A 22446-nucleotide genomic window follows, 5' to 3' on the forward strand; every position below is an offset into this window, starting at 1 on the left:
TCGCGGTACGGCGGACACCGCGCACCTGGCGTCGATGTGCCGCCCGGTGCGGCGCTGCCAGCGCTGTGCGGCGTTGCTCCTCGTACGGCTCATGACGAACACCTCCGCGACCCAGGCTGCGACCGGCGGTCCGGATACGGCAATTTTTGTTGCCGTTTCCGGGACGCCTGGGGTGCGATGGGGCGGTGGAGCACTCGTCCGCCATCGCCCGAGCCCTGTCCGAGGTCGGCCCCCGCCTGCGCCGCCTGCGCGCCCAACGCGGCGTCAGCCTGGCCGCGCTCGCCGAGGCCACCGGCATCTCCCGCAGCACCCTGTCCCGCCTGGAGTCCGGCCAGCGCCGCCCCAGCCTGGAGCTGTTGCTCCCGATCTCCCAGGCGCACCAGGTGGCCCTGGACGAGCTGGTCGGCGCGCCCGAGGTCGGCGACCCCCGCGTCCGCCTCACCCCGGTGCGGGTGGACGGCAACGCCGTGCTGCCCCTGACCCGCCAACCCGGCCCGCTCCAGGCGTACAAGATGGTCATCCCGGCCACCCGCAGCACTCCGGAGTCCTGCACGCACGAGGGTTACGAGTGGCTCTACGTCCTCTCCGGACGCCTGCGGCTGATCCTGGCCGACCGCGACCTGGTCCTGGGCGCGGGCGAGGCCGCCGAGTTCGACACCCGGCTGCCGCACTGGTTCGGCAGCACCGGCGACGGCCCCGTCGAGCTCCTCAGCCTCTTCGGCCGCCAGGGCGAGCGCATGCACGTGCGCGCGAGACCACGCCCCAGGACCACGTCGGACCGCTGACCACGCACCAGCCCGGCGTTTCGCCTCGTCGCCGGTGTGGTCCCGGTGCCGGAGCCCGCTGACTAACCTGTTTCGGTGACCGTGGAGCTGGCCCTGTTGTCGCGAGTGGCCTACCGGGGCCAGGAGATCAGCGGGACGCGGCTCCGCGGCCTTCTCGCGCTTCTCGCCGACGCCCCGCGCGCGGGCCGCGTCGACGGCCACCTGGTCGACGGGCTCTGGCCGGGAGAGCGCCCGGAGAACCCCACCCGGGCGTTGCGGGTGCTCGTCTCCCGGGCGCGGGCGCGGCTCGGGCCGGAGCTCATCGCCCGCACCCCCACCGGCTACCGCCTCGCGCTGGGGGAGGAGCAGGTGGACGCCTCGGCCGTGCTGCTCAGCGCCGCGGCGAGCGCGCGGCACGCCGGCGTCGGCGACCACGCGGCGGCGCTGGCCCACGCCGAGGCCGGGCTCGCGCTGTGGGACGGGGCCGAACCCGTCGACGACGGGCTCGACGACCCGCTGTCGGTGTTGCGCGCGGAACGCGCGTCGACCTACCGCGCCCTGGTGCGCGCTCGCGCCCTGGCCCTGTCGCGGCTGGGCCGGAGCGCGGAGTCGGTGCGAGCGCTGACCGAGCTGTTCCGCGAGCGTCCCCGGGACGAGGAGATCCTGCTGGAGCTGCTGCGGTCCGAGGCGGCGACACTCGGGTCAGCCGCCGCACTGGCCCGGTACGAGAGCTACCGCAGGGACCTGCGCGACGACCTCGGAACTGATCCCGGCCCCGAGCTCCAAGCCGTGCACCACCACCTGCTGCGAGCCGAGGCGCCCGTGGTTCGCCACGGCGTCCAGCACGAGCCCAACGCGCTTCTCGGCCGCGCCAACGACATCGCCGCCGTCACGTCGCTGCTGCGCTCCTCCCGGGTCGTCTCGATCGTGGGCACCGGAGGTCTGGGGAAGACGCGCCTCGCGCACGCGGTGAGCCGGCAGGTGGACCACCCCGCCGTCCACCTCGTCGCGCTCGACGGGATCACCGCCGACAGCGACGTCCTCGGCGAGGTCGCGGCCGCGCTGGGCGCCGCCGGTTCCCAGCGCGCCCTGTCCGGTCGCCCCGGGCACGCGCAGGACGACCTGACCGTCGTCGTGCGGGCCCTCGGTTCCGGGCCGGCCCTGTTGGTGTTGGACAACTGCGAGCACGTGCTCCGCGGTGTCGCCGAGCTGGTGCGGACGGTGATCGCGAGGACCGGGGACGCGCGGGTGCTCACCACCAGCCGCGCCCCGCTCGGACTGTCCTCGGAGGCGGTGTACCCGCTGCCCGAGTTGGACCTGCCGACCGCGATCGCGCTGTTCGGCCACCGCGCGCGGGCGGCTCGCCCCGGTGTCGCCCTTCCCGCCGACGCCGTGGAGTCGTTGTGCCGCAGGCTGGACGGGCTGCCGCTGGCCGTCGAACTCGCGGCGGCCCGGGTCCGGGCGCTGTCCGTCGCCGAGATCGCCCGTCGCCTGGACGACCGGTTCGCCGTGCTGCGCGGCGGCGCCCGCGACGCCCCGGCCCGCCACCACACCCTGCGCGCCGTCGTTGACTGGAGCTGGAATCTCCTCGACGCGGAGGGACAGCGAGCGTTGCGCGCGTTGTCGGTCTTTCCCGGCGGCTTCACAGCCGACGCCGCGCGGCACGTCCTCAGTTACGCAGCCGGTGTCGATGAGGGGGCTGGCGACGGGGCGGACGACACCGTGTCCGTCCTGGAGCACCTGGTCGACCACTCACTGCTCAAGGTGTCCGACACCGCCTCCGGAGTCCGGTTCCGGATGTTGGAGACCGTGCGGGAGTTCAGCGCGGCGCACCGGGATTCGGCCGGGGAAGGCCCGCGCACGACCGAAGCCTTCCTCTCCTGGGCGCGCGAGTTCGGCCTGGCGCACCACGACGTGCTCTTCGGACCCGACCCCTTCCCGTCGGTGGAGCGGATTCGGTCCGAACAGGACAACCTCACCCAGGCGCTCCGATGTGGACTGTCCATCGTGGACGGCGCGACGGTGGCGGCGACCAGCGCGGTGCTCGTCGGCCTGTGGACCGTCGAGTCCCACTACACCCGGCTGGCCGACCTGGCCGAGCGGACCGCGCGGACCCTCTCGCACTTCCACCCCGAACCCGAGTTCGTCGAGGTCACCCGCACCGCGATGACCTTGTGCGCCGCGAACGCCTTTCTGGTCCAGGGGCCGCGCGCGGTGCGCTCCCTGGTCACCCTGCGCCGGCTGCCACCCGCGCCGCCGGACACGGTGATCCGGGCCGCTGACCACGTGCTGCGCGCCCTGCCCGCCATCCACGACGTGACATCCCCGGAGCTCCGCTCCCTGTGCGGGAGCGGGTACCCGCTGCTGGCCGGCCTGGCCCACTCCGTCGCCAGCTACTTCCTGGAGCAGGAAGGCGATCCGGAGTCCGCGTTGCGGGCCGCCGAGCGGGTGCTGGAGACCGCCGAGCGCCACCAGCTCCCGATGTTGCGCGCGCTGGCCGAGATCCGGGTCGGCATCCTGTGCACGCAGGTCGGGCGGGGTGAGCGGGCGCGACGGCACCTCCGCTCGGGCCTGGGGGTGCTGGAGGACTTCGGAGCCTGGTCCAACGTGGTCCAGGTCCGGTGGGCGTTGGCGCTCGCCGACCTGCACGTCGGCGCACTCGACGAGGCCGAGCACTGGGTGGAGCTGACCGGGCTGAACCAGGTGGAGGAGCCGGTCGCCGGCCTGTTGCCCGACCTCGGGGTGCGCGCCGAGATCGCACTCGCCCGCGGCGAGACCGACACGGGGTTGCGCCTGTGGCGACGGGCCGTGGAACGGGTGCGGACCACCGAGAGCCAGATCTTCCCCGCCGACGCGCGCGGTGTGCGGCCGTGGAGTCTCCAGGAGCAGGCGGTGGCGGTGGTCGCCCACGCGCGGCACGGGCGACTCGACCTCGTCGCGGAGATCGTCCACGACCTGCCGCGCACCCTGTCGGTGATGCTCACCGATCCCGTGGCCGCCCCGACCCCCTACCTCGCGGAACTGCCGATCTGCGGGGCGCTCCTGATGGCGTTGGCCATGATCGACCTCCACAGCGGAGCGTCGAACGGCGACGAGCGCGCGGTTCGGTCCGGGGCGCGCATGGTGGCTCTGGCCGAGCGATTCCACTTCCTCCGGGGATACCAGCCCACCATGTCCGCCACCCGTGCGCGGGAGGAGGCCGAACAGGCCGACAGGTCGGCATACGCGGAAGCGGTGTCCGCCTATGCCGACCTGGGCCGGGACGAGCTGATCGCCGCCGCGTCGGCGGCCCTGCGCTCGCGCGCTCAACGCTGACGGGGAGCTGGTCCGAGCGCCCTCGGCTCGCCGGTCCCGGCCGTCACCGCGTCCTGTGGAGCAGGTCCCGCAGGGCCTGGATCACCTCGTCCTCGTACTCCACGTGCAGCCAACTGTGGGAGCCGTCCTCGAACACCCGGTGCTCACCGCGCGGCACCGAGTCGGCGAGCGCGGTGTAGAGCGCGAGCTTGCCCTCGTTCAACGGGCGCAGGAGCTCTTCGGGCAGGAAGTGCCGTTGCCCGGGGTCGATTCCCGTGCCGCTGCACACGATCAGCGGCACGTCCGGCGTCGCCCCGCCGCGCCGGAGCTCGTCGTAGAGCGCGGGAAGGCTGCCTCCCTCCACCGCGCCGACGTGGAGCGTGGCGGGGTTGAGGTGGTGCTCGACGAGCATCTCCCGGATGTCCTGTGGCCACGGCGCGAACATCCGCGTGAGCAGCTCGCGGAACTCGCGGACCAGTTGCTCGGTCAGCTCGGGCAGGGGCACCGGCTCGCCCGGCCGCTCCGGCAGGCGCAACGGCTCCGGCATGAAGGCGTTCCAGTCCTCGTGGGCGGGCTCCAACAACAGCAGGCCGGCGATCTCGGCCGGGAACCGCTGCGCGAAGCGGCGCGCGAGGACGCCGCCGAACGAGTGGCCGACCAGCACGTACGGCGCGGGCACGCCGGCGGCACGCAGGAGACCCCTGAGCTCGTCCACGGCCTCGTCGCCGGTCCGCGGCAGGGCGGCCGGGTCGCTCCACCCCGTGCCCGAGCGGTCGTAGAGCACGCTCGTGGTGAACTGGCTGGCCCGGTCGTGGACGTTCAGGTAGTCCAGGCCCACGGCGGAGGCCCCGGGCAGGAACACCACCGCCGGGCCGCCGGTGCCCGACTGGTGCACGAACAGCCGGCGTCCGCCAACCTCGACCCGCCGCCCCACGGGCGGTGCGTCGGTGATGGTCGTCGTGTGGTTATCCGGGTGCTGCACGATCTCTCCTTGTGCTGGGCGTTCCTCGACGCCCCCAAGCCTCCGGACGCGGGTTTCACGGCGGTCTCATCCCGGTTTCACGTCGTTTCCGCCACCGCCGGCCGCTGAAACGACGGCCGGGGCGTCGGTGGGACCGGGCAGGATGGGAGAGTCAGGACCTCGCGGCGGCGTGCGGAGTGACCGCCGCGACCGCCCACCCCAGGATCGAGGGAAGAACCTGTGTCCAGTGCGGGGAAGTTGGTCCGGGACCGGATTCCGGAGATCATCCGGCGCTCCGGCTCGGAGCCCGTCACCTACACCGCCGACCCCGAGGAGTACCACCGCCGGCTGCGGGACAAGCTCGGCGAGGAGGTCGCGGAGTTCCTGGCCGCCGACGACGAGACCACGGCGGCCGAGGAACTCGCGGACGTGCTGGAGGTCGTCCGCGCCCTCGCCGCGAACCTCGGCGTCGACCCGGACCAACTGGAGCTGATCCGACAGGCCAAGGCCGCCGAACGCGGCGGCTTCGCCGACCGCGTCATCTGGACCGGCAACCGCTGACCCGCAGCTCCTGACACACCGACCAAGTCCACAGTGGACTATCCGGTCAACGTTGGGCCAGTTCGAAGACGGGGAAAGCGGCGAGGCGCGGGGGGAGTGACGGTTCGCGGGCGCGTGGGTTGATCAGGTGGGGTGGAAGGCAAAGTGGCTCGCGGGAGGCGGGGAGGTGGGGCACACTGCGGTTCTGTGGCCGTTGAACTGGTAGTCGTTGGCGAGTCCGACAAGCCCGTGCTGGTGAACCTGATGCAGTTCTACCTGCACGACTTCTCGGAGATCCGGGAGGCCGAGCTGACCCCGCACGGAACATTCGTCTACAACTACCTGGACTACTACTTCACGGAGACAACGCGCGAGGCGTACTTCATCCGCGCCGACGGCCACCTCGCCGGCTTCGCCCTGGCGCGGGGTGACGTGGATGACGACGGGTCGTGGAACGTCGCGGAGTTCTTCGTCGTGCGGCGGCACCGGGGGCGTGGCGTCGCGCGGGAGGCGGCTCGCCTCCTCTTCGCACGGCACCCCGGGGAGTGGACGTTGTCTGTCGACCACAACAACGAGCGCGCGGGGTCTTTCTGGCGGTCTGTCGTCAACGAGGTGGCCGTGGGGGCTGTGGCCGAGGTCGACGGCCACCTGCCCAGCGAGCCCGTCGCCGTCACCCGGCTCCGGTTCCGGGTGGCCGACGGCGACGGGTGACGCCCGGCATCAGGTGCCGGTCAGACACTCCTCGCGAGATTCCGAGAAATGTCCTTTGTGGACAGTCAACTGGTCGCGGTCCGGATTTCACGCGGGCGGCGACCAGACGTAGGGAGTGGTCGTGGTGACGGCGGCGAAGCCCATGCGCTCCAGGATGGGTCGGCTGTCCTCGGTCGCGTCGACCTGGAGGTAGCGAACTCCCCGCTCCACGGCCACCCGCGCGCGGTGCGTGACGAGAGCCCGGTAGATACCTCGGCCGCGCCAGGCGGGGAGCGTCGAGCCGCCCCACAGCCCGGCGAACTCGGTGCCCGGCTCGAACTCCAGTCGGGCGGACGAGACGACGCGGCCACCCGCCTCCGCGACCACCACGACGGTCTGGCCGTCGCCGGCCCGGAGCCGGTCGCCCAGCTCGGCGGCCAGCCAGCTCCGGTCGTCGCCCCAGACCTCGGAGGCCATCTCGGCGATCGGGCGCAGGTCCGCGTCGTCCTCGACCTGCCGGACGGCGACGCCCTCGGGCGGTGTCGAGGTCGCCGCGGCCAGAACCCGGGACTCGGCGATCAGCACGGTCTCGCGCGGCTCGGCGACGAAGCCGGCGGCGGACAGCCGCTCGGGCAGGTCTGCCGGTGTGTCGTGGGCCCGGGTCTTCCACTCCACGGCCTGGCCGCGCGCGGCGAAGAAGTCCCGCTGCCGGGCGATCAGCGCGTCCAGCGCCGGGCCGTCGAGCCCCAGGTCGCGCCGGCCGGTCACGAAGCCGCGCCGGTGCTGCCCGACGATCCGCACGATCGGCCCGTCTGGTTCCGCGTGCGCGCCCGGAGGCAGGTTCCTCGTCTCGGCGGCGCGTAGTTGGGCGTCGTAGGCGGCCAGCAGGTCCGTGGTGTCGGGCACCCCCGGAGGCTAGACGGTGCGGGGCCACGCCCGGGCCGGTGGTGGGCCGGCTGGCGCGACGGCCCTGGTCACCGACAGTGAAGATCGATCAGGATCGATCAGGATCGATGTGCGATGCTGAGTCGCATGACGCTGCGTATAGCAGTACCCAACAAAGGGTCACTGAGCGCCAAGGCGATCGAGCTGCTCGTCGACGCCGGCTACCGGGCCAACCGCGGCGACCGTGAGCTGCGGGTCACCGACACCGACAACGACATCCGGTTCTTCTTCCAGCGGCCGAAGGACATCGCCACCTACGTGGGGTCCGGCGACCTGGAGGTCGGCATCACCGGCCTGGACCTGCTGGTCAACTCGGCCGCGCCGGCGGAGCCCGTCCTCGACCTGGGCTTCGCGAAGTCGGAGTTCCGGTTCGCCGCACCGCCCGGCGGCGTCAGCGGCATCGAGGAGTTGCAGGGCCGGCGGGTAGCGACCAGCTTCCCGGTGCTGGTGGAGAAGCACCTCGCCGACCACGGCGTGAAGGTCGAGCTCATCCGGCTGGACGGCGCGGTGGAGAACGCCATCGAGCTCGGTGTCGCCGACGCCATCGCCGACGTGGTGGAGACCGGCGAGTCGCTGCGCACCGCCGGCCTGGTGCCCTTCGGTGAGCCGCTGATGCGGTCGCAGGCGATCCTCATCCGCAGCACCCGGCGCGCCTACACCGACGAGCAGACCGCGGCGATCAAGGCGTTGACGAACCGCCTGCGCGGTGTCCTGGACTCCCGCCTCTACGCGATCATGGACTACAACTGCCCGCGGGCGGTGGTGCAGCAGGCCTGCGCGCTGACCCCGGGAGTCGAGTCGCCGACGATCTCGGCGATGGCCGACTGGGACTGGGTGGCCGTCCGCTCCCTGGTGCGCAGGGACGAGGCGCAACGCATCATGGACGAGCTGGAGGGCATCGGCGCCAAGGCGATCCTGATGACCGCGTTGGAGGGCTGTCGGGTCACTCCCCACCGGTGAACCTCTCCGGTCGCCAGCACTCCCCGGAGTCGCACTGTCCACAGTGACCTGTCCACGATTAGTCCTCAGTGGACAGATATGGCATGCGGGCGCGCCCGGCGGGGCGTAGCTTCCAGAGCTGGGAAGGAGGTGGGTGGATGAGCATCCAGGTGTTTCTGGTCGACGACCACGAGATCGTGCGGCGCGGGATCGCCGACCTGCTGGAGACGGAGCAGGACCTGACGGTGGTGGGCGAGGCCGCCTCGGTGGCGGAGGCGTTGGCCCGGGTGCCGGCGACGCGGCCGGATGTGGCCGTGCTGGACGTGCGGCTGCCGGACGGCAACGGGGTGGAGTTGTGCCGGGAGCTGCGGTCGCAGCTTCCGGAGTTGCGGTGTCTGATGTTGACGTCGTTCGCCGACGACGAGGCGTTGTTCGACGCGATCATGGCTGGCGCCTCGGGTTTCGTGCTCAAGCAGGTGTTGGGCAGCGACCTGGTGAACGCGATCCGCACTGTCGGGGCCGGGCAGTCCCTGTTGGACAGCAAGACGACCTCCGCCCTGTTGTCGCGCCTGCGCAAGGAGCAGGAGCGGGCCGATCCGCTGCGGGAGCTGACCGAGCAGGAACGCACGGTCTTCGAGTTGATCGGGGAGGGGTTGACGAACCGGCAGATCGCGGAGCGGATGTTCCTGGCGGAGAAGACGGTGAAGAACTACGTGTCGCACCTGTTGGCGAAGCTGGGGATGAAGCGCCGCACCCAGGCCGCGGTGCTGGCCACCGAGCTGCGCCGGGAGCGCCCGGACCAACGGGAGTGAGCGGGCCGCCGCTCAGTCCTCGTGCGTGAGCGGTGCTCGCCAGCGCAGCACAGTCCCACCTCCGGGCTCCGCCTGGACGACGAGGGACCCGCCGACCTCGTTCGCGCGGTTCTCCAGGTTCCGCAGGCCGCTGCGGGCTGCCTCCGGGTCGATGCCCACGCCGTCGTCGGCGACCTCCAGCACGAGGTCGTTGCCCACGTCGACGGTGACCGTGATCTGGCTGCCGCCGGAGTGCCGGACGGCGTTGCTGACCGCCTCGCGCAGCACCGCCACCGTGTGTTCGGCCAGCTCCGCCGACACGAGGGTGTCGATCGGCCCGGACAACCGGACGGTGGGGGACAGCGAGGTGTCCGCGGTGGTGTCGGCCACGATGTCCAACAGCTGCCGCCGCAGCCCGGATGTCTCCTCCTCGGGCGTGTGCAGGTCGAAGATCGACGTGCGGATCTCGCGCACGGTCTGGTCCAGCTGCTCGATCGCCTCGCGGACCCGCCGGCGGACCTCCCCGTCAGCGGTGCGGTGCATGGTGCTCTGCAGGCCCAGCCCGGTCGCGAACAGCCGCTGGATCACGTGGTCGTGCAGGTCGCGGGCGATCCGCTCCCGGTCGGTGAAGACGGCGAGCTGGCGTTGCGCCTGGTTCTTGGCCGCCAGCTCCAGCGCGAGCGCCGCCTGGCCCGCGAAGGAGGACAACAGGGGGACCTCGTCCGGCAGGAACGGCTCGGCGCCCTTGCCGCGCAGGGCGAGGATGAGGCCGGTGCTGTGCCCCCCGGAGTGCAGCGGGACACCGATGATCGGCCCCACCCCGGGCAGCATCCGCCGCACCTCGCTGTCCTCCCGCTCGTCCCGACCGGTCGAGAGCACCGGGGCGCCCTCGCGCAGGGCCTGCCCGACCACCGGTTCGCGCAGGGTCAGCCGCAGGCCCTCGGCGCCCTCGGCGAGCCGCCCCTCCGCGGTCGTGACCGTGAGGTCGTCCCCCTCCCCGTCGCAGAGCACGATCAACGCCCCGTCCGCTCGCGACAGCTCCCGCGACCGCTGGGCGATCAGCCGCAGCGCGTCGGCGGAGCCCGCGCCGGACAGCAGCGCGGTGGTGATCTCCCCGGCCGCCTGCAGCCAGCCCTGGCGGAGCTTGGCCTGCTCGAACAGGTGGGCGTTGTCCAGCGCGATGCCGGCGGCGGCGGCCAGGGCCTGGATGACGACCTCGTCGGCGGAGGTGAACTCGCCCCCACCGCGCTTCTCGGTGAGGTAGAGGTTGCCGAACACCTCGTCCCGCATCCGCACCGGGACGCCGAGGAAGGTGCGCATCGGCGGGTGGTTCGGGGGGAAGCCGGCCGACGCCGGGTGGGTGGAGAGGTCGGCCAGGCGCAGGGGGCGCGGGTCGCGGATGAGCTGGCCGAGCAGCCCCTTGCCCTCGGGCAGGTGGCCCATGCGGGCCCTGGTCTCGGCGTCGATGCCCACGTGGACGAACCGGGACAGGGTGGGACCGCTGCCCACCACGCCCATGGCGGCGTAGCGGGCGTCGACGAGCTCGGCCGCGGCGGTGGCGATGCGCAGCAGGGTGGTGTCCAGGTCCAGGCCGGCGGCCACGGCGAGGATCGCGTCCAGCAGGCCCTGGAGCCGGTCCCGGGTGCGCGTGATCTCGGTCAGCCGCTCCTGGACCTCGTCGAGCAGCTCGTCCAGCCGTAGTCCGGACAGCGTGGGGCCGACCGGGCCGGGCACGTTCGGTTTCTCGGCCATGGCGCCCGTCTCCCTTCGGCTGGCGGTCAGCCGAACACATCCAGGCTGTCACCGGCTCTGGCCAGGCGCAACGACCGGCGCGGGGGTGCGGCAGTGCCCGGCCGGGTCGGGACGTTCGTCCGTGGGGCAGCCCCCGGACCAGTGGCGAACCTGGATGTCGACGGGCGGGGCGACCAGCGCCAGCCCGACACCGAACCGAGGAGACACGCCATGACCATGGTCGCCGAGCGCACCGCCACCACGACCGCCGCCACCGAGACCCCTGCCACCGACTGCGTGGTTCCCGGGGCGCTGGGACTGCGACCGGACCAGATCGAGGCGGCGCTCACCGCCGCCTGCGCCGCGCCGTCCACGCACAACACCCAACCCTGGCGCTTCCGCGTGACCGACGAGGGTGCGACCGGCGCCATCGAGCTGTACGCCGACACCGGCCGCCACCTGCCGGTGCTCGACCCCGAGGACCGCGAACTGCTCCTGTCCTGCGGCGCGGCGTTGTTCAACCTGCGGGTGGCGCTGGAGTCCTTCGGGGTGCGGCCGATGGTCACCCTCCTGCCCGACGCCACGCGCCCGGAGTTGCTGGCGGTCGTGAGCCGGTGCGGACGCGCCCGGGGGAGCCACCAGAGGGCGGCGCTGGCCCGCGCGGTGCCGCTGCGGCGGACAAACCGACATCCCTTCCTGGACCAACCCGTCCCCGCCGGCCACTGCCAGGCGCTGACACGGGCCGCACAGGCGGAGCGCGCCTGGCTGCACGTGCTGGAGGACCGCACCGACCGCGCCCGGCTGCGCGGGATGGTGGCGCGCAGCCACGAGACGCAGCGGTCGAACCCGAGGTACCGGGCGGAGCTGGCCGAGTGGACCCGCCCGGACCGACACGACGACGGCGTCCCCGCCACCGCGTGGGGGCCGCGGCCGGAGCCGCAGGACGAGTGGGCGTTGCGGGACTTCACCGCCGGTCACGGCCGCCCCCGGCCGGCGGGCCGGGACTTCGAGAGTGACCCGCTGGTGGTCGTGCTGTCCTCGTTCTACGAGGGCCGGTTGGCGGAGTTGCAGGCCGGGCAGGCGATGCAACACGTGTTGCTCACGGCGACGTCGCTGGGCCTGTCGGCCTCGTTCCTGTCACAGGTGGTGGAGGTGCGACCCGTGAGGGAGGAGTTGCGCGGGTTGTTGGGCGGAGACGTGGTGCCACAGATGGTGCTGCGGATCGGGTTCGGGTCCCCGGTCCCGGCGGTGCCCAGACGCCCGCTGGCCGACCTGTTGCTGCGGGAGGTGGCCGTCGATTGAACGGAAGCCCAGGCGGGAACGCCCATGACTTTCACCCCACGACATCGCCATCGCGGAGGAAATCCATGAACACCACGAAACAGCACCCCCTGATGACGCGAGCCGGCGGCAGGGAGGGGCGCCCCGGGCCGGCCGTCGGCCTCCCCCTCGGCCTCGCGGCCCTCGTCCTCGCCCTGGCGGCGGGCGCGTTCTCGCTGGTCATCGCGGGGGCGGTGGTCCTCGTCGCGGGTCTGGCCCTCCAGACCGGCGCCTACCGCTGGGCGCGACAGGACCTGCGCCGCACCGTGGCCGCGACGCCCCGGTGGGCGAACCAACGCCTGCCCCACGCGGTGCGCACCGTCCCGGCGGCCTGCGTCGAGCCCGGGGACCTGCTCGTGGTGCGCCAAGGCGAGCTGGTGCCGGTCGACGGACGCCTTGCCAGCGCCAGCACTTTCGATGAAGCCGCGCTCGGCGCGGGACCAACACCGGTGCGCCACGCGGCCGGAGACACCGTCCGCGCCGGCGCCACCAACCTCGGCCCGAGGGTGGAGATGTGGGCGACCAGCGACGCCTCCGACAGCGCGCACACCGCCCTCCGGCACGGGATCGAAACGCTGCGGGTGACTGAGAACGAAGCGGTCCGCGCCCTGCGCCGCCTGGGCTACGCGCTCGGCGCCGTCGCCCTCGCGGCCGCCGCCACCGTGGCCCTCCTGACCGGCGATCTCCTCCGCGCCGCCGCGGTCCTCCTCGCTGCCACGCCTGTCCCACTGCTGGCGGCGTCGACGATCGCGCTGACAGCCGGAGCCTCGCGCGCGGCCCGACGCGGGGTCCTGACGAACACGTCGAGCCCCTTGGCCGCCGCCATCGACAGGCGTGCCCGGCGGTGCGCCCTGACGGCCGCCAGCCTCACGGCCGTGGCCGGAACCGCTGGCGTGGCGGCAGCCCTCGGCCAGGTCTCCGCGCCCGCCGCCCTGATCACCCGCGCTGTCGTGGACGTCGCCGCCCTCGCTGTCGCCCTGTGGGCACTGCTTCCGCCCCTGCGCTCGCCGGCCCCCTCGGCTGTCGCCGACGCGACGGTGCCGCAGCCCCGAAAGCCCCGCTCGGCCGACCAGCCTGAACCCGCCCCCGCGAGGGAGCCCGCGATCCCCAGGCCGCGCCCGTGGCTGGGCGGAGGAACGCCCGACGGCTGGGGAAGTCTGTACTAAATGGACAGTCGCATGTGGACGAACAACAACAGGCCGCCGCACGCCGCGCCCTGGAGAGCGGGTGGCCCGGCACCCAGGGGCGCTGGCCCCCAGCGGACTGATGTTGACGGTGCCGATCAGAACTCCGGAGTACTTGTGATCTACTTCGATGGGGACGAGAGAGGTGACCAGGTGCGATCGCAAATGGTCGAAAACGGATGCCGCCGGCTGTGTTAGCGCAGGTCAAGAAGGGTGGTCCCCGCGCACGCGGGGATGAGCCCGGTCGGGTCGCCGGGCAGGTGGAGCAGGGCGGGTGGTCCCCGCGCACGCGGGGATGAGCCGTCTTGCCACGGCAGGCGACGGACGAAGGCCAGGTGGTCCCCGCGCACGCGGGGATGAGCCCACGTCAAGGACGAGGCGCAACGCCGGGTGCCGGTGGTCCCCGCGTACGCGGGGATGAGCCCTGTTCGAGCGGCATGAGCGAGCCGTAGTGCGGGTGGTCCCCGCGCACGCGGGGATGAGCCCGCCTCCTCCTCACTGGGCAGATCCCGCATCACGTGGTCCCCGCGCACGCGGGGATGAGCCCGGGACCCGCGTCGAGCCCTGCGGCTGTACAGCGTGGTCCCCGCGCACGCAGGGATGAGCCCTCGGCTGCGGTGGCGGCCTCGTTGTGGTCCAGGTGGTCCCCGCGCACGCGGGGATGAGCCCCACGCCCTGATTGGGTCCATGGCGGTCAGCACGTGGTCCCCGCGCACGCGGGGATGAGCCCGCTGCTGGCAGGACTGACCGCCTGGCCAGCACGTGGTCCCCGCGCACGCGGGGATGAGTCCCACTGCCGACACCCGCCGTCGACGTCCTGGCCGTGGTCCCCGCGCACGCGGGGATGAGTCCCCGGCCAGCGCGCAGCTCCAGCTCCCCGTCCCGTGGTCCCCGCTCACGCGGGGATGAGTCCGTCAAGGTCACCGCGGAGGGTGCCCTCGCACTGTGGTCCCCACGCACGCGGGGATGAGCCCCTAGCCAGCAAGGGCTGCGCCGCGGCGGCCGCATGGTCCCCGCTCACGCGGGGATGAGCCCGTGCCGCCGGCCGCGACCCGGACGCGCACTGGTGGTCCCCACGCATGCTGGGGTGGGTTTCGCGTGTCGACAACGCCGCTCGGCGACGTCGAGGACAAACGGGACGCGTGCGAGAGCGCCTTCCGGGGTGGGTCTTCTGTTTGGGTGATCTTGCGGCGTTCGCCGCACCTGATGTCACCCGGCCGCAACGCTCACCCGCATGTCCGCGGTCGAGGAAGCCGCTCAGACAGTCCGGGCTGCGCCGACCAAGTTCCCGGTCAGGAGATCACTGTCGCGGCGGATGCCTTGCAGGAATGCCACGCCGCGGTCCAGGCAGCCACGGAGGGAAGTTGGCAGAGGGGCCAGCGCAGGCCATGGCCTGGCTCGCCTCGGCGGTGGACCGTCCCGGCGAGGTCGCCCCAACTCCTCAGAGAACTCCACAGGAGACTCGCCCGCTTCGCCGGCCGCTGGGCGAACCCGTCCCCAGCCCCAGAACCTTGGCCGCACCGACCGGCTCATCGTTCACGATCCCGAAGGGCGCAAGGTGTACCGATGACGGAGCGAAGGATGACCTTCAGCGTGCACATCAGTGTCCAGTCCCGGCGTGACTCCTTCTCCGAGGTCGCACGGACGGACTTGGAGGTCGAGACGCTGTTCGGGCGCTGTTGGCAGCCGGGACGTACTTCCACAACCCGTCGTCGTACGTGGTGGAACGTCCGACCTACGGCCCGGCGGAGGTGCCCGACCACGCGATCGAGCTCGACGTTGACGTTGCCGCCGAGCTGGGCGCTCTTGCCTACGCCGGCCCCGAACCGGAAGGGGGGCCGTGGATCAGCCTTTCCGACTCGCCGCACCCGGAGGCGGAGCTGTACCAGGACCTCGGTTCGGGGTACCGGTTTCCGGCTGATGCCGTGATCCCACTCGGGTTGGTGCGTGAGGCTGTGCTGGAGTTTCGGCGCTCTGGTGGGCGGCGGCCGACGTGTGTCGAGTGGCAGCCGGCTGATGGGTTCTGATCTTCATCGGGCAAGGAATCCGACTGGCCCGGCGCTCGTCTTCGCGTTGAAGCCGACGGCGGGGACCACATGAGACGTGGCCCCGCCGTCTTGTTCTTTGCGCCTCGATGGCTGCGGTGGTCAGTGGTGGTGGTTTCGCCAGTGGGGGGTGGCTACTCCGGCGAGGATTGTTTCCACGACCTGCTTGGCCAGGCCTTCGGTGACCGGCAGGTGTCCAAAGAGGACTCGGTAGTAGGTCGTTGAAGCCAGCATGTCGAGCAGCAGGTCGATGTCGGTGTCGGGGGAGAGGTCGCCGCGTTCGATGCCGCGTCGCAGGGCTTCGGCCGTGGTGGCGCGGCGGGGGTGGAAGTAGCGGTTCAGGAACGTCTCGGCGAGTTCCGGGTCGTCGGCGAGGTCGGCGACCAGTGCGGGGAGCACGCGGCGGCCGATCTTGGTGGTGAACGCCTCGGTGAGGGTCTGGATGCCGGCGATCAGGTCGCAGTGGGTGCAGCCGGTGTCCGGGGTGGGGGAGGTGCCGACGGTGGCGGCGAGGGCGTCGACGACGAGGTGTTGCCGGCCGCGCCAGCGGCGGCGGAGCGCGGGTTTGCTCGTGCCGGCCCGGACGGCGACGGCTTCCAGGGTGAGGGCGGCGTAGCCGACCTCGTTGAGGAGGTCCACGGTGGCGGCGCGGACGGCGCTGTCGATGCGCTCGTCCCTGGGCCGGCCGGAACGGGTGTTCGCCACGGGCGTCACCATAGCATTTCCGTTTCGTTCCGGGTCGGAACATAATGCGGCGGTGACCCGCACAACCGTGACCCGCACAACCACCCCGGACGACGGGGTTCTGTCTCCCACCTACCGGGCGCGCACCCTCGGCATCGTGCTCACCGTGAGCCTCGTGGCGTTCGAGTCCCTCGGCGTCGCGACGATCCTGCCCGACATCGCCCGCCACCTCGACGGCCTCGGCTCCTACGGCTGGGGCCTGGCCGCGATGATGCTGGCCAACATCGTCGGCACCGTGATCGCCGGGCACTCCGCCGACCGGCGCGGAGCGCGCCCACCGCTGATGATCGGCCTGGTGGTGTTCGCGCTGGGCTGCGTGCTGGCGGGCAGCGCCCCGTCCTGGCCGCTGTTCCTGCTCGGCCGGTTCGCCCAGGGCCTCGGCGTCGGCGCGGTGATGGCCATGGCCTACACGCTGATCGGCCTGGTCTACCCCGAACACCTGCGCGCCAGGATGTTCGCGCTGCTGTCCTCGGCGTGGACGGTGCCGTCCCTGGTCGGCCCGGTCGTCGCGGCGGCGGTGACCTCGGCCGTCGGCTGGCGGTGGACGTTCCTGCTCATGCTCCCGCTCACCGCCGTGGCCGCCCTGCTCACCCTGCCCGGCCTGCACACGCCGGCCCACGGCGCGCAGGACTCGCCGGCTCTGCCGTGGTGGCGCCGTCCGCTGGTGAACAGCGTTGCGCTCACGGCGGGCACCGGGGTGCTGTTGGCCGCGCTGGACCTGCGCGGCCTGGCGCTACTTGTTCCGCTTGCCCTGGTTGGCTTCGTGCTCGCCGTCGCCGCGCTGCGCAACGTCACGCCCGCCGGCACGCTCACCGCCCGGCGCGGCGTGGCCGCCGGCGTGGTCGTCCGATTCCTGTTGTGCGCGGTGTACTTCGGCACCGAGGCGTTCCTCCCGCTCGGGTTGACCGAGCTCCAGCACCTCAGCGCGTTCGAGGCCGGCCTCGGCCTGTCGGCCGGCGCGCTCACCTGGGTGGCCGGCTCGGCCCTCCAGGCCAGGTGGGACCGCGACCGGGCGACGGCGGTGGCGGTCGGCTTCACCATCCTGCTGGCCGGCGTGGCCGTGCTGGGCTACGGGGTGCTCGCCGGGCCCGGTCTGCTCGCGGTCCTCGGCTGGGCCGTGGGCGGCGTCGGGATGGGCATCGCCTTCAACGCCGCGACAACGGAAACGCTCGGCCAGACGCCCGCCGAGCAGCAGGGCGCGGTCAGCGCGGCCCTGCAACTGGCGCAAACCCTGGCCACCGCGTTGATCAGCGGGCTGGGCGGCGTGCTCGTCGGCCGCGCGGGGTCGGTTCCGCCGGCGTTCTTGGCGATCTTCCTGACGACCGGGCTGCTCAGCCTCGCCGGTGTCGTCGTGGCCCGCCGCGTCGGCGCACTGTCCACACGCGACTGATGTCTCCTGCGCCCGCCGCATCTCGGCTGGGAAAGGGAATCCCGGGATGCGACGGGCGCAGCAGGCCGTGTTTCACGCGGGGCCGAGCAGGTCCCACTTGTTCCCGGCGATGTCGAGGAACACCGCGATCTGACCGTAGGACTCGGTGCGGGGCTCGGTGAGGAAGGTGACCCCGGCCGCGACCAGACGGCGGTGGGTCGCCTCGAAGTCGTCCACGCGCAGGAAGAACCCGACGCGGCCGGCCGTCTGGTTCCCGACGGCGGCGCGCTGGTGGTCCCCGTCGGCGCGGGCGAGCAGGATGCCGGTCTGGGCGCCCGGTGGGCGGACCACGACCCACCGCTTCGGCCGTCCGTCGTTGGTCAACGAGGGCGAGTCGTCCACCAGGTCGAAGCCCAGTACCCCGGTGAAGAAAGCGATGGCGGGGTCGTACTCGTCCACGACCACGGTGACCAGATCGAGTTGCACCGCCGAAGCGTAGTCAACGGCCCTACCACGGTGGCCGGCCCGCTGGCGCGATCGCCTCAGAGATCGGCATATGCCGTTGCGGCGCAAGAGGACGCCGTTGTTGTCTGGACCCTTCGACGGCCCGCTTCGGCAGGGGGACATGATGCTCGTGGAGATCGTGTCGTGGTTGTCACTGGTGAGCCGCAGCGCGGTGAGCGTCGCGGCGAGGGCCACCACCCTCGGGGCGGACGGGTCGGTCCGGACCCGGTCCGAGCACGTGCTCCACGCGGACAGCCTGATGCGCTGGTCGTACACCGCGCAGGGGAGCGACCACGAGCGGTACCAGTTCTGCGACGGCGCCGAGTTGTTCCACTCCGAACGCGGAACGTCGACGAGCACGCCGGCGCGGCCTCCGGCGGGGTGTCCGGACGACACCTGGCCCGACTGCTCCTGGCCGGCGGTGGTCGACGCGTGGTTGGTGGAGATGGTGCGCCCGCTCGACCTGCTGGCCAGGGTCACCATCTCCTCGATCTCGGGTGACCGGCTGGTGCGGATCACGGCCGAGCCGCTGAGCAACCAACCCTCGCCCTACAACGGGTTGTCCGTCCCCGACGGGCGAACGGTGGCCGTGGTGCTCGACGTGGACCGCGGCTGTCTCACCGAGGGCACGATCACCCGCCCCGGGTTCGACACCGTGACGTTCACCCTGACCCGACTCTGGTAGCGGCCCCGGGGGTCCTCGGGCGCCGGGGCGGTCAGCCGTAGATCTCCTCCGTCGCCTTGCTGGCCACGTAGGTGACGACCTTGAAGCACTTCATCGCGTCGGTCATCGACGCGGCGTCGAAGCCGACGCGCCGCACGTCGACCCGCTCGACGGTGGGGATCACGGCGCAGGCCGCGGCGAGTTGGGCGGCGTCGAACTCGACCTCGATCCGGTGCGGCCGCCGATCGGGCTCCACCGGGCCGGCGAGGTCCATCGCGGCCTCGGCGGCGGACTTGATCTGCTCGGCGGTGCGTTGCGGGGTCGCGCAGATCGCCGCGTACCGGCTCACGCTCTCCTTGACCGCCACCAGCCGCGCCGCCGGCGCGTACTTCGCGGCGTCCTCGCAGGTGAGGTCGTCGCCGGTGACGAGGAGGACCGGGACGCCGTACTCGGCGGCGAGCGCGGCGTTGAGCCGGCCCTCGCTGGCCCGCACCCCGTCCAGGAACACCCCGGTGATCGAGTTCTCCAGGTAGGTGTGCGCGAGCACGCCCTCCTCGCCGGCGCCGGTGTGGTAGCCCAGGAACACCACGCCGTCCACGTCGGAGTCGATGCCCTGCATCATCGACAGCGGCTTGTGGTAGCCGGTGAGCATCCGCGCCCGGTCGTCGAGCTCCTCCAGCACGAGGTTCCGGTTGTCGTTGTGCGCCTCGTTGATCAGGACGTCCTCGGCGCCGCCGGCGGCCAGCCCGGCGACGCAGGCGTTGACGTCGCCGGTGAACAGGCGGCGGAACCGTTGCCACTGCTCGGTTCCCGGTCGCACGTCGGCCGGGCAGGTCACCCCGGTGACGCCCTCCATGTCCGCCGAGATCATGATCCGCACCCCCGACACGCTACGGCGGGCGCCGGCGGCGGGGAAGGGTGGCCCTGTGCGGCATCAGGGGGACATCCGCGAGCGGTCGCCGCTCGCCGTTGTGCACATACCAACTGGTCGGTACGGTGCGGCCATGGGTGACCCACAGCACGCCCTGGTGCTCGACTACGGCGGGGTGCTCACCTCGTCGGTCACCGCGTCGGTCCACCAGTGGCTCACGAGCGAGGGCATCGAACCCGAGGGCTACCACGCCGTGCTGCGCGAGTGGTACGACTCTGCCACCCGTGACTCGCCGGTGCATCGGCTGGAAAGCGGACTCCTGCCAGCCGTGGAGTTCGAACAGCTCCTCGCCGCGCGCCTGCGCACCGGCGCTGGACGCGCGGTCCGCGCCGACGGCCTGCTCACCCGCATGTTCGCCGGGATGCGCCCGGACCCGACGATGCTCGGCCTGGTCCGGCAGACCCGTGCCGCGGGCATGGCGACGGCGTTGCTGTCCAACAGCTGGGGCAACACCTACCCGGCCGAGCTGGCCGAGCTGTTCGAGGTCATGGTGATCAGCGGGGAGGTGGGCCTGCGCAAGCCCGACGCGGCCATCTACACGCTGGTGGTGGAACAGCTCGGCATCCCCGCGACGCGTTGTGTGTTCGTGGACGACCTGCCGTTCAACGTCGACGCGGCCGTCGCGCTGGGCATGGTCGGCGTCCGGCACGTGGACGCGGCCACGACCCGTGCCGAACTGGCCCGCCTGTTTCCCACTCTCGCGGAGGTGGCGGAATGACGTTGCCCGGAATCGACCTGGACGCCGTCCGGGCCTGCCTCGATCGGGAACGCCCCGGCCTGGTGGCCGGTCCGCTCGCCGCCGACCTGATCGCCGGCGGGCGGTCCAACCTCACCTACCGGCTCACCGACGGCGTGCACCGCTGGGTCCTGCGTCGCCCGCCGCTGGGCCACGTCCTGGCCACCGCGCACGACATGGCCCGGGAACACCGCGTGATCAGCGCGTTGGCGGGATCTCCGGTCCCGGTGCCCGAGACGGTGTTGTTGTGCACCGACAGTGCTGTGCTCGGCGCGCCGTTCTACGTCATGGCCAACGTGCCTGGCGTCGTGCTGCGCGGTCAGGAGGACACCACCCGGCTCGGCCCGCAGCGGGCGCGAGCGGTGTCCCACGCGCTGATCGATGTGCTCGCCGACCTGCACACCCTCGACCCGGCCGCCGTCGGGCTCGCGGACTTCGGGCGTCCGGAGGGCTACCTCGCGCGCCAGGTCGCGCGCTGGCGCAAACAACTCGACGCCTCCCGCAGCCGGGACCTCCCGGGCGTGGACGAACTGCACGCCCGCCTGGCGGCCGCGATCCCGCCTTCGGCGCGGGCCTCGATCGTCCACGGCGACTACCGGCTGGACAACGTCCTCGTGGACCCCACTGCCCCCCGGATCACCGCCGTGCTGGACTGGGAGATGGCCACGCTCGGCGACCCGTTGGCCGACCTCGGGCTGTTCGTCGTCTACTGGGACGACAGCCATGGCGCGGTGGACGTCGTCACCGGTTCCGCGACGAACGCGCCCGGCATGCCCGCCGCCGACGACCTGGTGCGCCGCTACGCCGAACGGACCGGGACCGACGTCTCCGGCCTGTCCTGGTACGTGGCCTTCGCGAAGTTCAAGCTCGCCGTGGTGCTGGAGGGAATCCACTACCGCCACGCGCAGGGCCGCACGGTGGGAACGGGATTCGACCGCATCGGCGAGCATGTGCCGGGTCTGGTCGCGGGTGGACTGTCCACTTTGGACGAGGAGGCGTGATGGACTTCGCGTTCGACGAGCGCACCGAGCGGCTGCGGGCCGAGCTGACCGACTTCCTCACCGAGCACGTGTACCCCGCCGAGCCGGTGTACGCGAGGCAGGTCGAGGAGGCCACCGACCCGTGGGCCGCCCCGCCCGTGCTGGACGAGCTGAAGGCCGAGGCGCGACGGCGAGGGCTGTGGAACCTCTTCCTGCCCGACGAACGCTTCGGCGCGGGACTGGGAAACCTGGCCTACGCGCCGCTGGCCGAGCTCACCGGGCGCAGTCCCGCGCTCGCGCCCGAGGCCCTGAACTGCTCCGCGCCCGACACCGGCAACATGGAGCTGCTGGCCGCCTTCGGCAGCCCCGAGCAGCAACAACGATGGCTGGAACCGTTGCTGGCCGGTGAGATCCGCTCGGCGTTCTGCATGACCGAGCCCGAGGTGGCCTCCTCCGACGCCGCCAACATCGCCACCCGCATCGACCGGGACGGCGACCACTACGTGATCAACGGGCGCAAGTGGTTCTCCTCCGGGGCGATGAGCCCGCGCTGCGCGGTGTTCATCGTGATGGGCAAGACCGACCCGACCGCCGAGCGGCACCGGCAGCAGAGCATGGTGCTTGTGCCCCGGGACACCCCCGGTGTCCACATCAGACGCGGCCTGACCGTCTTCGGCTACACCGACGGTCCGCACGGCGGGCACGCCGAGATCGAGTTCCGCGACGTGCGCGTGCCGGTGTCCAACGTGGTCGGTGGCGAGGGGGAGGGCTTCGCCATCGCCCAGGCCCGGCTCGGCCCCGGCCGCATCCACCACTGCATGCGACTGGTCGGGATGGCCGAGCGCGCCTTGGAGCTGATGTGCCGGCGGGTGACCGAGCGCGTCGCCTTCGGTCGCCCGTTGGCCGAACAGGGCGTGATCGGGGAGTGGATCGCCGAGTCCCGGGTCCGCATCGAGCAGGCCAGGCTGCTTGTCCTCAAGACCGCCTGGCTGATGGACACCGTGGGCAACCGGGGCGCGCACACCGAGATCCAGGCCATCAAGATCGCGACCCCGGCGACGGCCGAGTGGGTGATCGACAAGGCGATCCAGGCCCACGGGGGAGCCGGGGTCAGCCAGGACTTCCCCCTGGCGGTGCTGTGGGCACAGGCCCGCATGCTGCGCATCGCCGACGGGCCCGACGAGGTGCACCGAATGTCGTTGGCCCGCAGGGAACTCAAACGCCACCGAAGCTGACACGCTCAACAGCGCTCGGCTGCCCAGGAAGGAGATCCGAGGCGGAAGCTCCGGCTCGCGCTCGGACAAGGAGGGAGAG

Annotated in this window: 20 protein-coding genes and 1 CRISPR repeat array; of the genes, 14 read left to right on the forward strand and 6 right to left on the reverse strand. The window is 72.3% G+C overall.

Annotation, left to right across the window (positions count from 1 at the left end):
- Positions 1-185 precede the first annotated feature (185 nt).
- Positions 186-785: a helix-turn-helix domain-containing protein gene (locus BUE43_RS17910; protein ID WP_073484566.1), complete on the forward strand. Its 600-nt coding sequence runs from the start codon at positions 186-188 to the stop codon at positions 783-785.
- Between the two features lie 75 nt (positions 786-860).
- On the forward strand, positions 861-4079 hold the full coding sequence (locus tag BUE43_RS17915; protein WP_073484568.1) for an ATP-binding protein: 3219 nt from the start codon (positions 861-863) through the stop codon (positions 4077-4079).
- A 43-nt stretch (positions 4080-4122) separates the two neighbouring features.
- Here BUE43_RS17915 and BUE43_RS17920 read toward each other — a convergent pair whose 3' ends face one another.
- The gene (locus BUE43_RS17920) at positions 4123-5040 is read right to left on the reverse strand and encodes an alpha/beta fold hydrolase (protein ID WP_234995779.1); all 918 of its coding nucleotides are present in this window, start codon (positions 5038-5040) and stop codon (positions 4123-4125) included.
- A gap of 219 nt (positions 5041-5259) precedes the next feature.
- Between BUE43_RS17920 and BUE43_RS17925 the strand changes: the two genes are divergently transcribed.
- Together BUE43_RS17925 and BUE43_RS17930 are read left to right on the forward strand one after the other, a co-directional pair.
- Positions 5260-5580, forward strand: a complete 321-nt coding sequence (locus BUE43_RS17925; protein WP_073484570.1) for a nucleoside triphosphate pyrophosphohydrolase — start codon at positions 5260-5262, stop codon at positions 5578-5580.
- 186 nt (positions 5581-5766) lie between these two features.
- On the forward strand, positions 5767-6270 hold the full coding sequence (locus BUE43_RS17930; protein WP_073484572.1) for a GNAT family N-acetyltransferase: 504 nt from the start codon (positions 5767-5769) through the stop codon (positions 6268-6270).
- Positions 6271-6357: 87 nt separating this feature from the next.
- Here BUE43_RS17930 and BUE43_RS17935 read toward each other — a convergent pair whose 3' ends face one another.
- The gene (locus BUE43_RS17935) at positions 6358-7155 is read right to left on the reverse strand and encodes a GNAT family N-acetyltransferase (RefSeq protein ID WP_073484574.1); all 798 of its coding nucleotides are present in this window, start codon (positions 7153-7155) and stop codon (positions 6358-6360) included.
- Positions 7156-7269: 114 nt separating this feature from the next.
- On the opposite strand from BUE43_RS17935, the gene hisG reads away from it, so the two are divergent.
- Positions 7270-8154, forward strand: coding sequence for an ATP phosphoribosyltransferase (gene hisG, locus BUE43_RS17940; protein WP_234995780.1), 885 nt, complete (start codon positions 7270-7272; stop codon positions 8152-8154).
- 137 nt (positions 8155-8291) lie between these two features.
- A complete protein-coding gene (locus BUE43_RS17945) occupies positions 8292-8945 on the forward strand; it encodes a response regulator (protein WP_073484579.1) in 654 nt (217 codons plus the stop codon).
- A gap of 12 nt (positions 8946-8957) precedes the next feature.
- On the opposite strand, the gene BUE43_RS17950 is transcribed toward BUE43_RS17945, so the two are convergent.
- Entirely contained in the window at positions 8958-10676 is a 1719-nt protein-coding gene (locus BUE43_RS17950; protein ID WP_073484581.1) for a sensor histidine kinase, read from the reverse strand.
- A 210-nt stretch (positions 10677-10886) separates the two neighbouring features.
- Here BUE43_RS17950 and BUE43_RS17955 point away from each other — a divergent pair, with 210 nt between their 5' ends.
- The 3 genes from BUE43_RS17955 to BUE43_RS17965 all read left to right on the forward strand — a co-directional run bounded on the left by BUE43_RS17955 (position 10887) and on the right by BUE43_RS17965 (position 15186).
- On the forward strand, positions 10887-11957 hold the full coding sequence (locus BUE43_RS17955; RefSeq protein ID WP_234995781.1) for an Acg family FMN-binding oxidoreductase: 1071 nt from the start codon (positions 10887-10889) through the stop codon (positions 11955-11957).
- A 65-nt stretch (positions 11958-12022) separates the two neighbouring features.
- A complete protein-coding gene (locus BUE43_RS17960; RefSeq protein ID WP_073484584.1) occupies positions 12023-13141 on the forward strand; it encodes a P-type ATPase actuator domain-containing protein in 1119 nt (372 codons plus the stop codon).
- Positions 13142-13372: 231 nt separating this feature from the next.
- Positions 13373-14194: a CRISPR direct-repeat array (repeat unit 29 nt; unit sequence GTGGTCCCCGCGCACGCGGGGATGAGCCC).
- A 644-nt stretch (positions 14195-14838) separates the two neighbouring features.
- A complete protein-coding gene (locus BUE43_RS17965; protein ID WP_073484586.1) occupies positions 14839-15186 on the forward strand; it encodes an Imm1 family immunity protein in 348 nt (115 codons plus the stop codon).
- A gap of 120 nt (positions 15187-15306) precedes the next feature.
- On the opposite strand, the gene BUE43_RS17970 is transcribed toward BUE43_RS17965, so the two are convergent.
- Positions 15307-15909 carry a TetR/AcrR family transcriptional regulator gene (locus BUE43_RS17970; protein ID WP_143174226.1) on the reverse strand — a complete coding sequence of 201 codons (603 nt, stop codon included), beginning with the start codon at positions 15907-15909 and terminating at the stop codon, positions 15307-15309.
- A 52-nt stretch (positions 15910-15961) separates the two neighbouring features.
- Here BUE43_RS17970 and BUE43_RS17975 point away from each other — a divergent pair, with 52 nt between their 5' ends.
- Entirely contained in the window at positions 15962-17338 is a 1377-nt protein-coding gene (locus BUE43_RS17975; protein ID WP_234995782.1) for an MFS transporter, read from the forward strand.
- 72 nt (positions 17339-17410) lie between these two features.
- On the opposite strand, the gene BUE43_RS17980 is transcribed toward BUE43_RS17975, so the two are convergent.
- Positions 17411-17803 (reverse strand): VOC family protein, encoded by a 393-nt coding sequence (locus BUE43_RS17980; RefSeq protein ID WP_073484592.1) that lies wholly within the window; start codon positions 17801-17803, stop codon positions 17411-17413.
- 100 nt (positions 17804-17903) lie between these two features.
- Here BUE43_RS17980 and BUE43_RS17985 point away from each other — a divergent pair, with 100 nt between their 5' ends.
- Positions 17904-18506 carry a hypothetical protein gene (locus BUE43_RS17985; RefSeq protein ID WP_143174227.1) on the forward strand — a complete coding sequence of 201 codons (603 nt, stop codon included), beginning with the start codon at positions 17904-17906 and terminating at the stop codon, positions 18504-18506.
- A 31-nt stretch (positions 18507-18537) separates the two neighbouring features.
- Here BUE43_RS17985 and BUE43_RS17990 read toward each other — a convergent pair whose 3' ends face one another.
- Positions 18538-19365: a M55 family metallopeptidase gene (locus tag BUE43_RS17990; RefSeq protein WP_143174228.1), complete on the reverse strand. Its 828-nt coding sequence runs from the start codon at positions 19363-19365 to the stop codon at positions 18538-18540.
- Between the two features lie 124 nt (positions 19366-19489).
- Between BUE43_RS17990 and BUE43_RS17995 the strand changes: the two genes are divergently transcribed.
- The 3 genes from BUE43_RS17995 to BUE43_RS18005 are packed head-to-tail and all read left to right on the forward strand — an operon-like array spanning position 19490 to position 22367.
- Positions 19490-20134, forward strand: coding sequence for an HAD family hydrolase (locus BUE43_RS17995; RefSeq protein ID WP_073484596.1), 645 nt, complete (start codon positions 19490-19492; stop codon positions 20132-20134).
- Positions 20131-21153 carry a phosphotransferase family protein gene (locus BUE43_RS18000; protein WP_073484598.1) on the forward strand — a complete coding sequence of 341 codons (1023 nt, stop codon included), beginning with the start codon at positions 20131-20133 and terminating at the stop codon, positions 21151-21153. Before BUE43_RS17995 ends, BUE43_RS18000 begins: the two co-directional genes overlap by 4 nt.
- Positions 21153-22367 carry an acyl-CoA dehydrogenase family protein gene (locus BUE43_RS18005; RefSeq protein WP_073484600.1) on the forward strand — a complete coding sequence of 405 codons (1215 nt, stop codon included), beginning with the start codon at positions 21153-21155 and terminating at the stop codon, positions 22365-22367. Before BUE43_RS18000 ends, BUE43_RS18005 begins: the two co-directional genes overlap by 1 nt.
- The last annotated feature ends 79 nt before the right edge of the window (positions 22368-22446 follow it).

The sequence above is a fragment of the Streptoalloteichus hindustanus genome (genome assembly GCF_900129375.1).
Taxonomy (GTDB): Bacteria; Actinomycetota; Actinomycetes; order Mycobacteriales; family Pseudonocardiaceae; genus Streptoalloteichus; species Streptoalloteichus hindustanus.

What these genes read in the sequence shown, in the direction of transcription:
- BUE43_RS18000 (WP_073484598.1), top strand. Translation starts at nt 20,131, where the DNA reads ATGACGTTGCCCGGAATCGACCTGGACGCCGTCCGGGCCTGCCTCGAT.
- BUE43_RS17960 (WP_073484584.1), top strand. Translation starts at nt 12,023, where the DNA reads ATGAACACCACGAAACAGCACCCCCTGATGACGCGAGCCGGCGGCAGG.
- hisG (WP_234995780.1), top strand. Translation starts at nt 7,270, where the DNA reads ATGCTGAGTCGCATGACGCTGCGTATAGCAGTACCCAACAAAGGGTCA.
- BUE43_RS17955 (WP_234995781.1), top strand. Translation starts at nt 10,887, where the DNA reads ATGACCATGGTCGCCGAGCGCACCGCCACCACGACCGCCGCCACCGAG.
- BUE43_RS17945 (WP_073484579.1), top strand. Translation starts at nt 8,292, where the DNA reads ATGAGCATCCAGGTGTTTCTGGTCGACGACCACGAGATCGTGCGGCGC.
- BUE43_RS18005 (WP_073484600.1), top strand. Translation starts at nt 21,153, where the DNA reads ATGGACTTCGCGTTCGACGAGCGCACCGAGCGGCTGCGGGCCGAGCTG.
- BUE43_RS17950 (WP_073484581.1), bottom strand. Translation starts at nt 10,676, where the DNA reads ATGGCCGAGAAACCGAACGTGCCCGGCCCGGTCGGCCCCACGCTGTCC.
- BUE43_RS17995 (WP_073484596.1), top strand. Translation starts at nt 19,490, where the DNA reads ATGGGTGACCCACAGCACGCCCTGGTGCTCGACTACGGCGGGGTGCTC.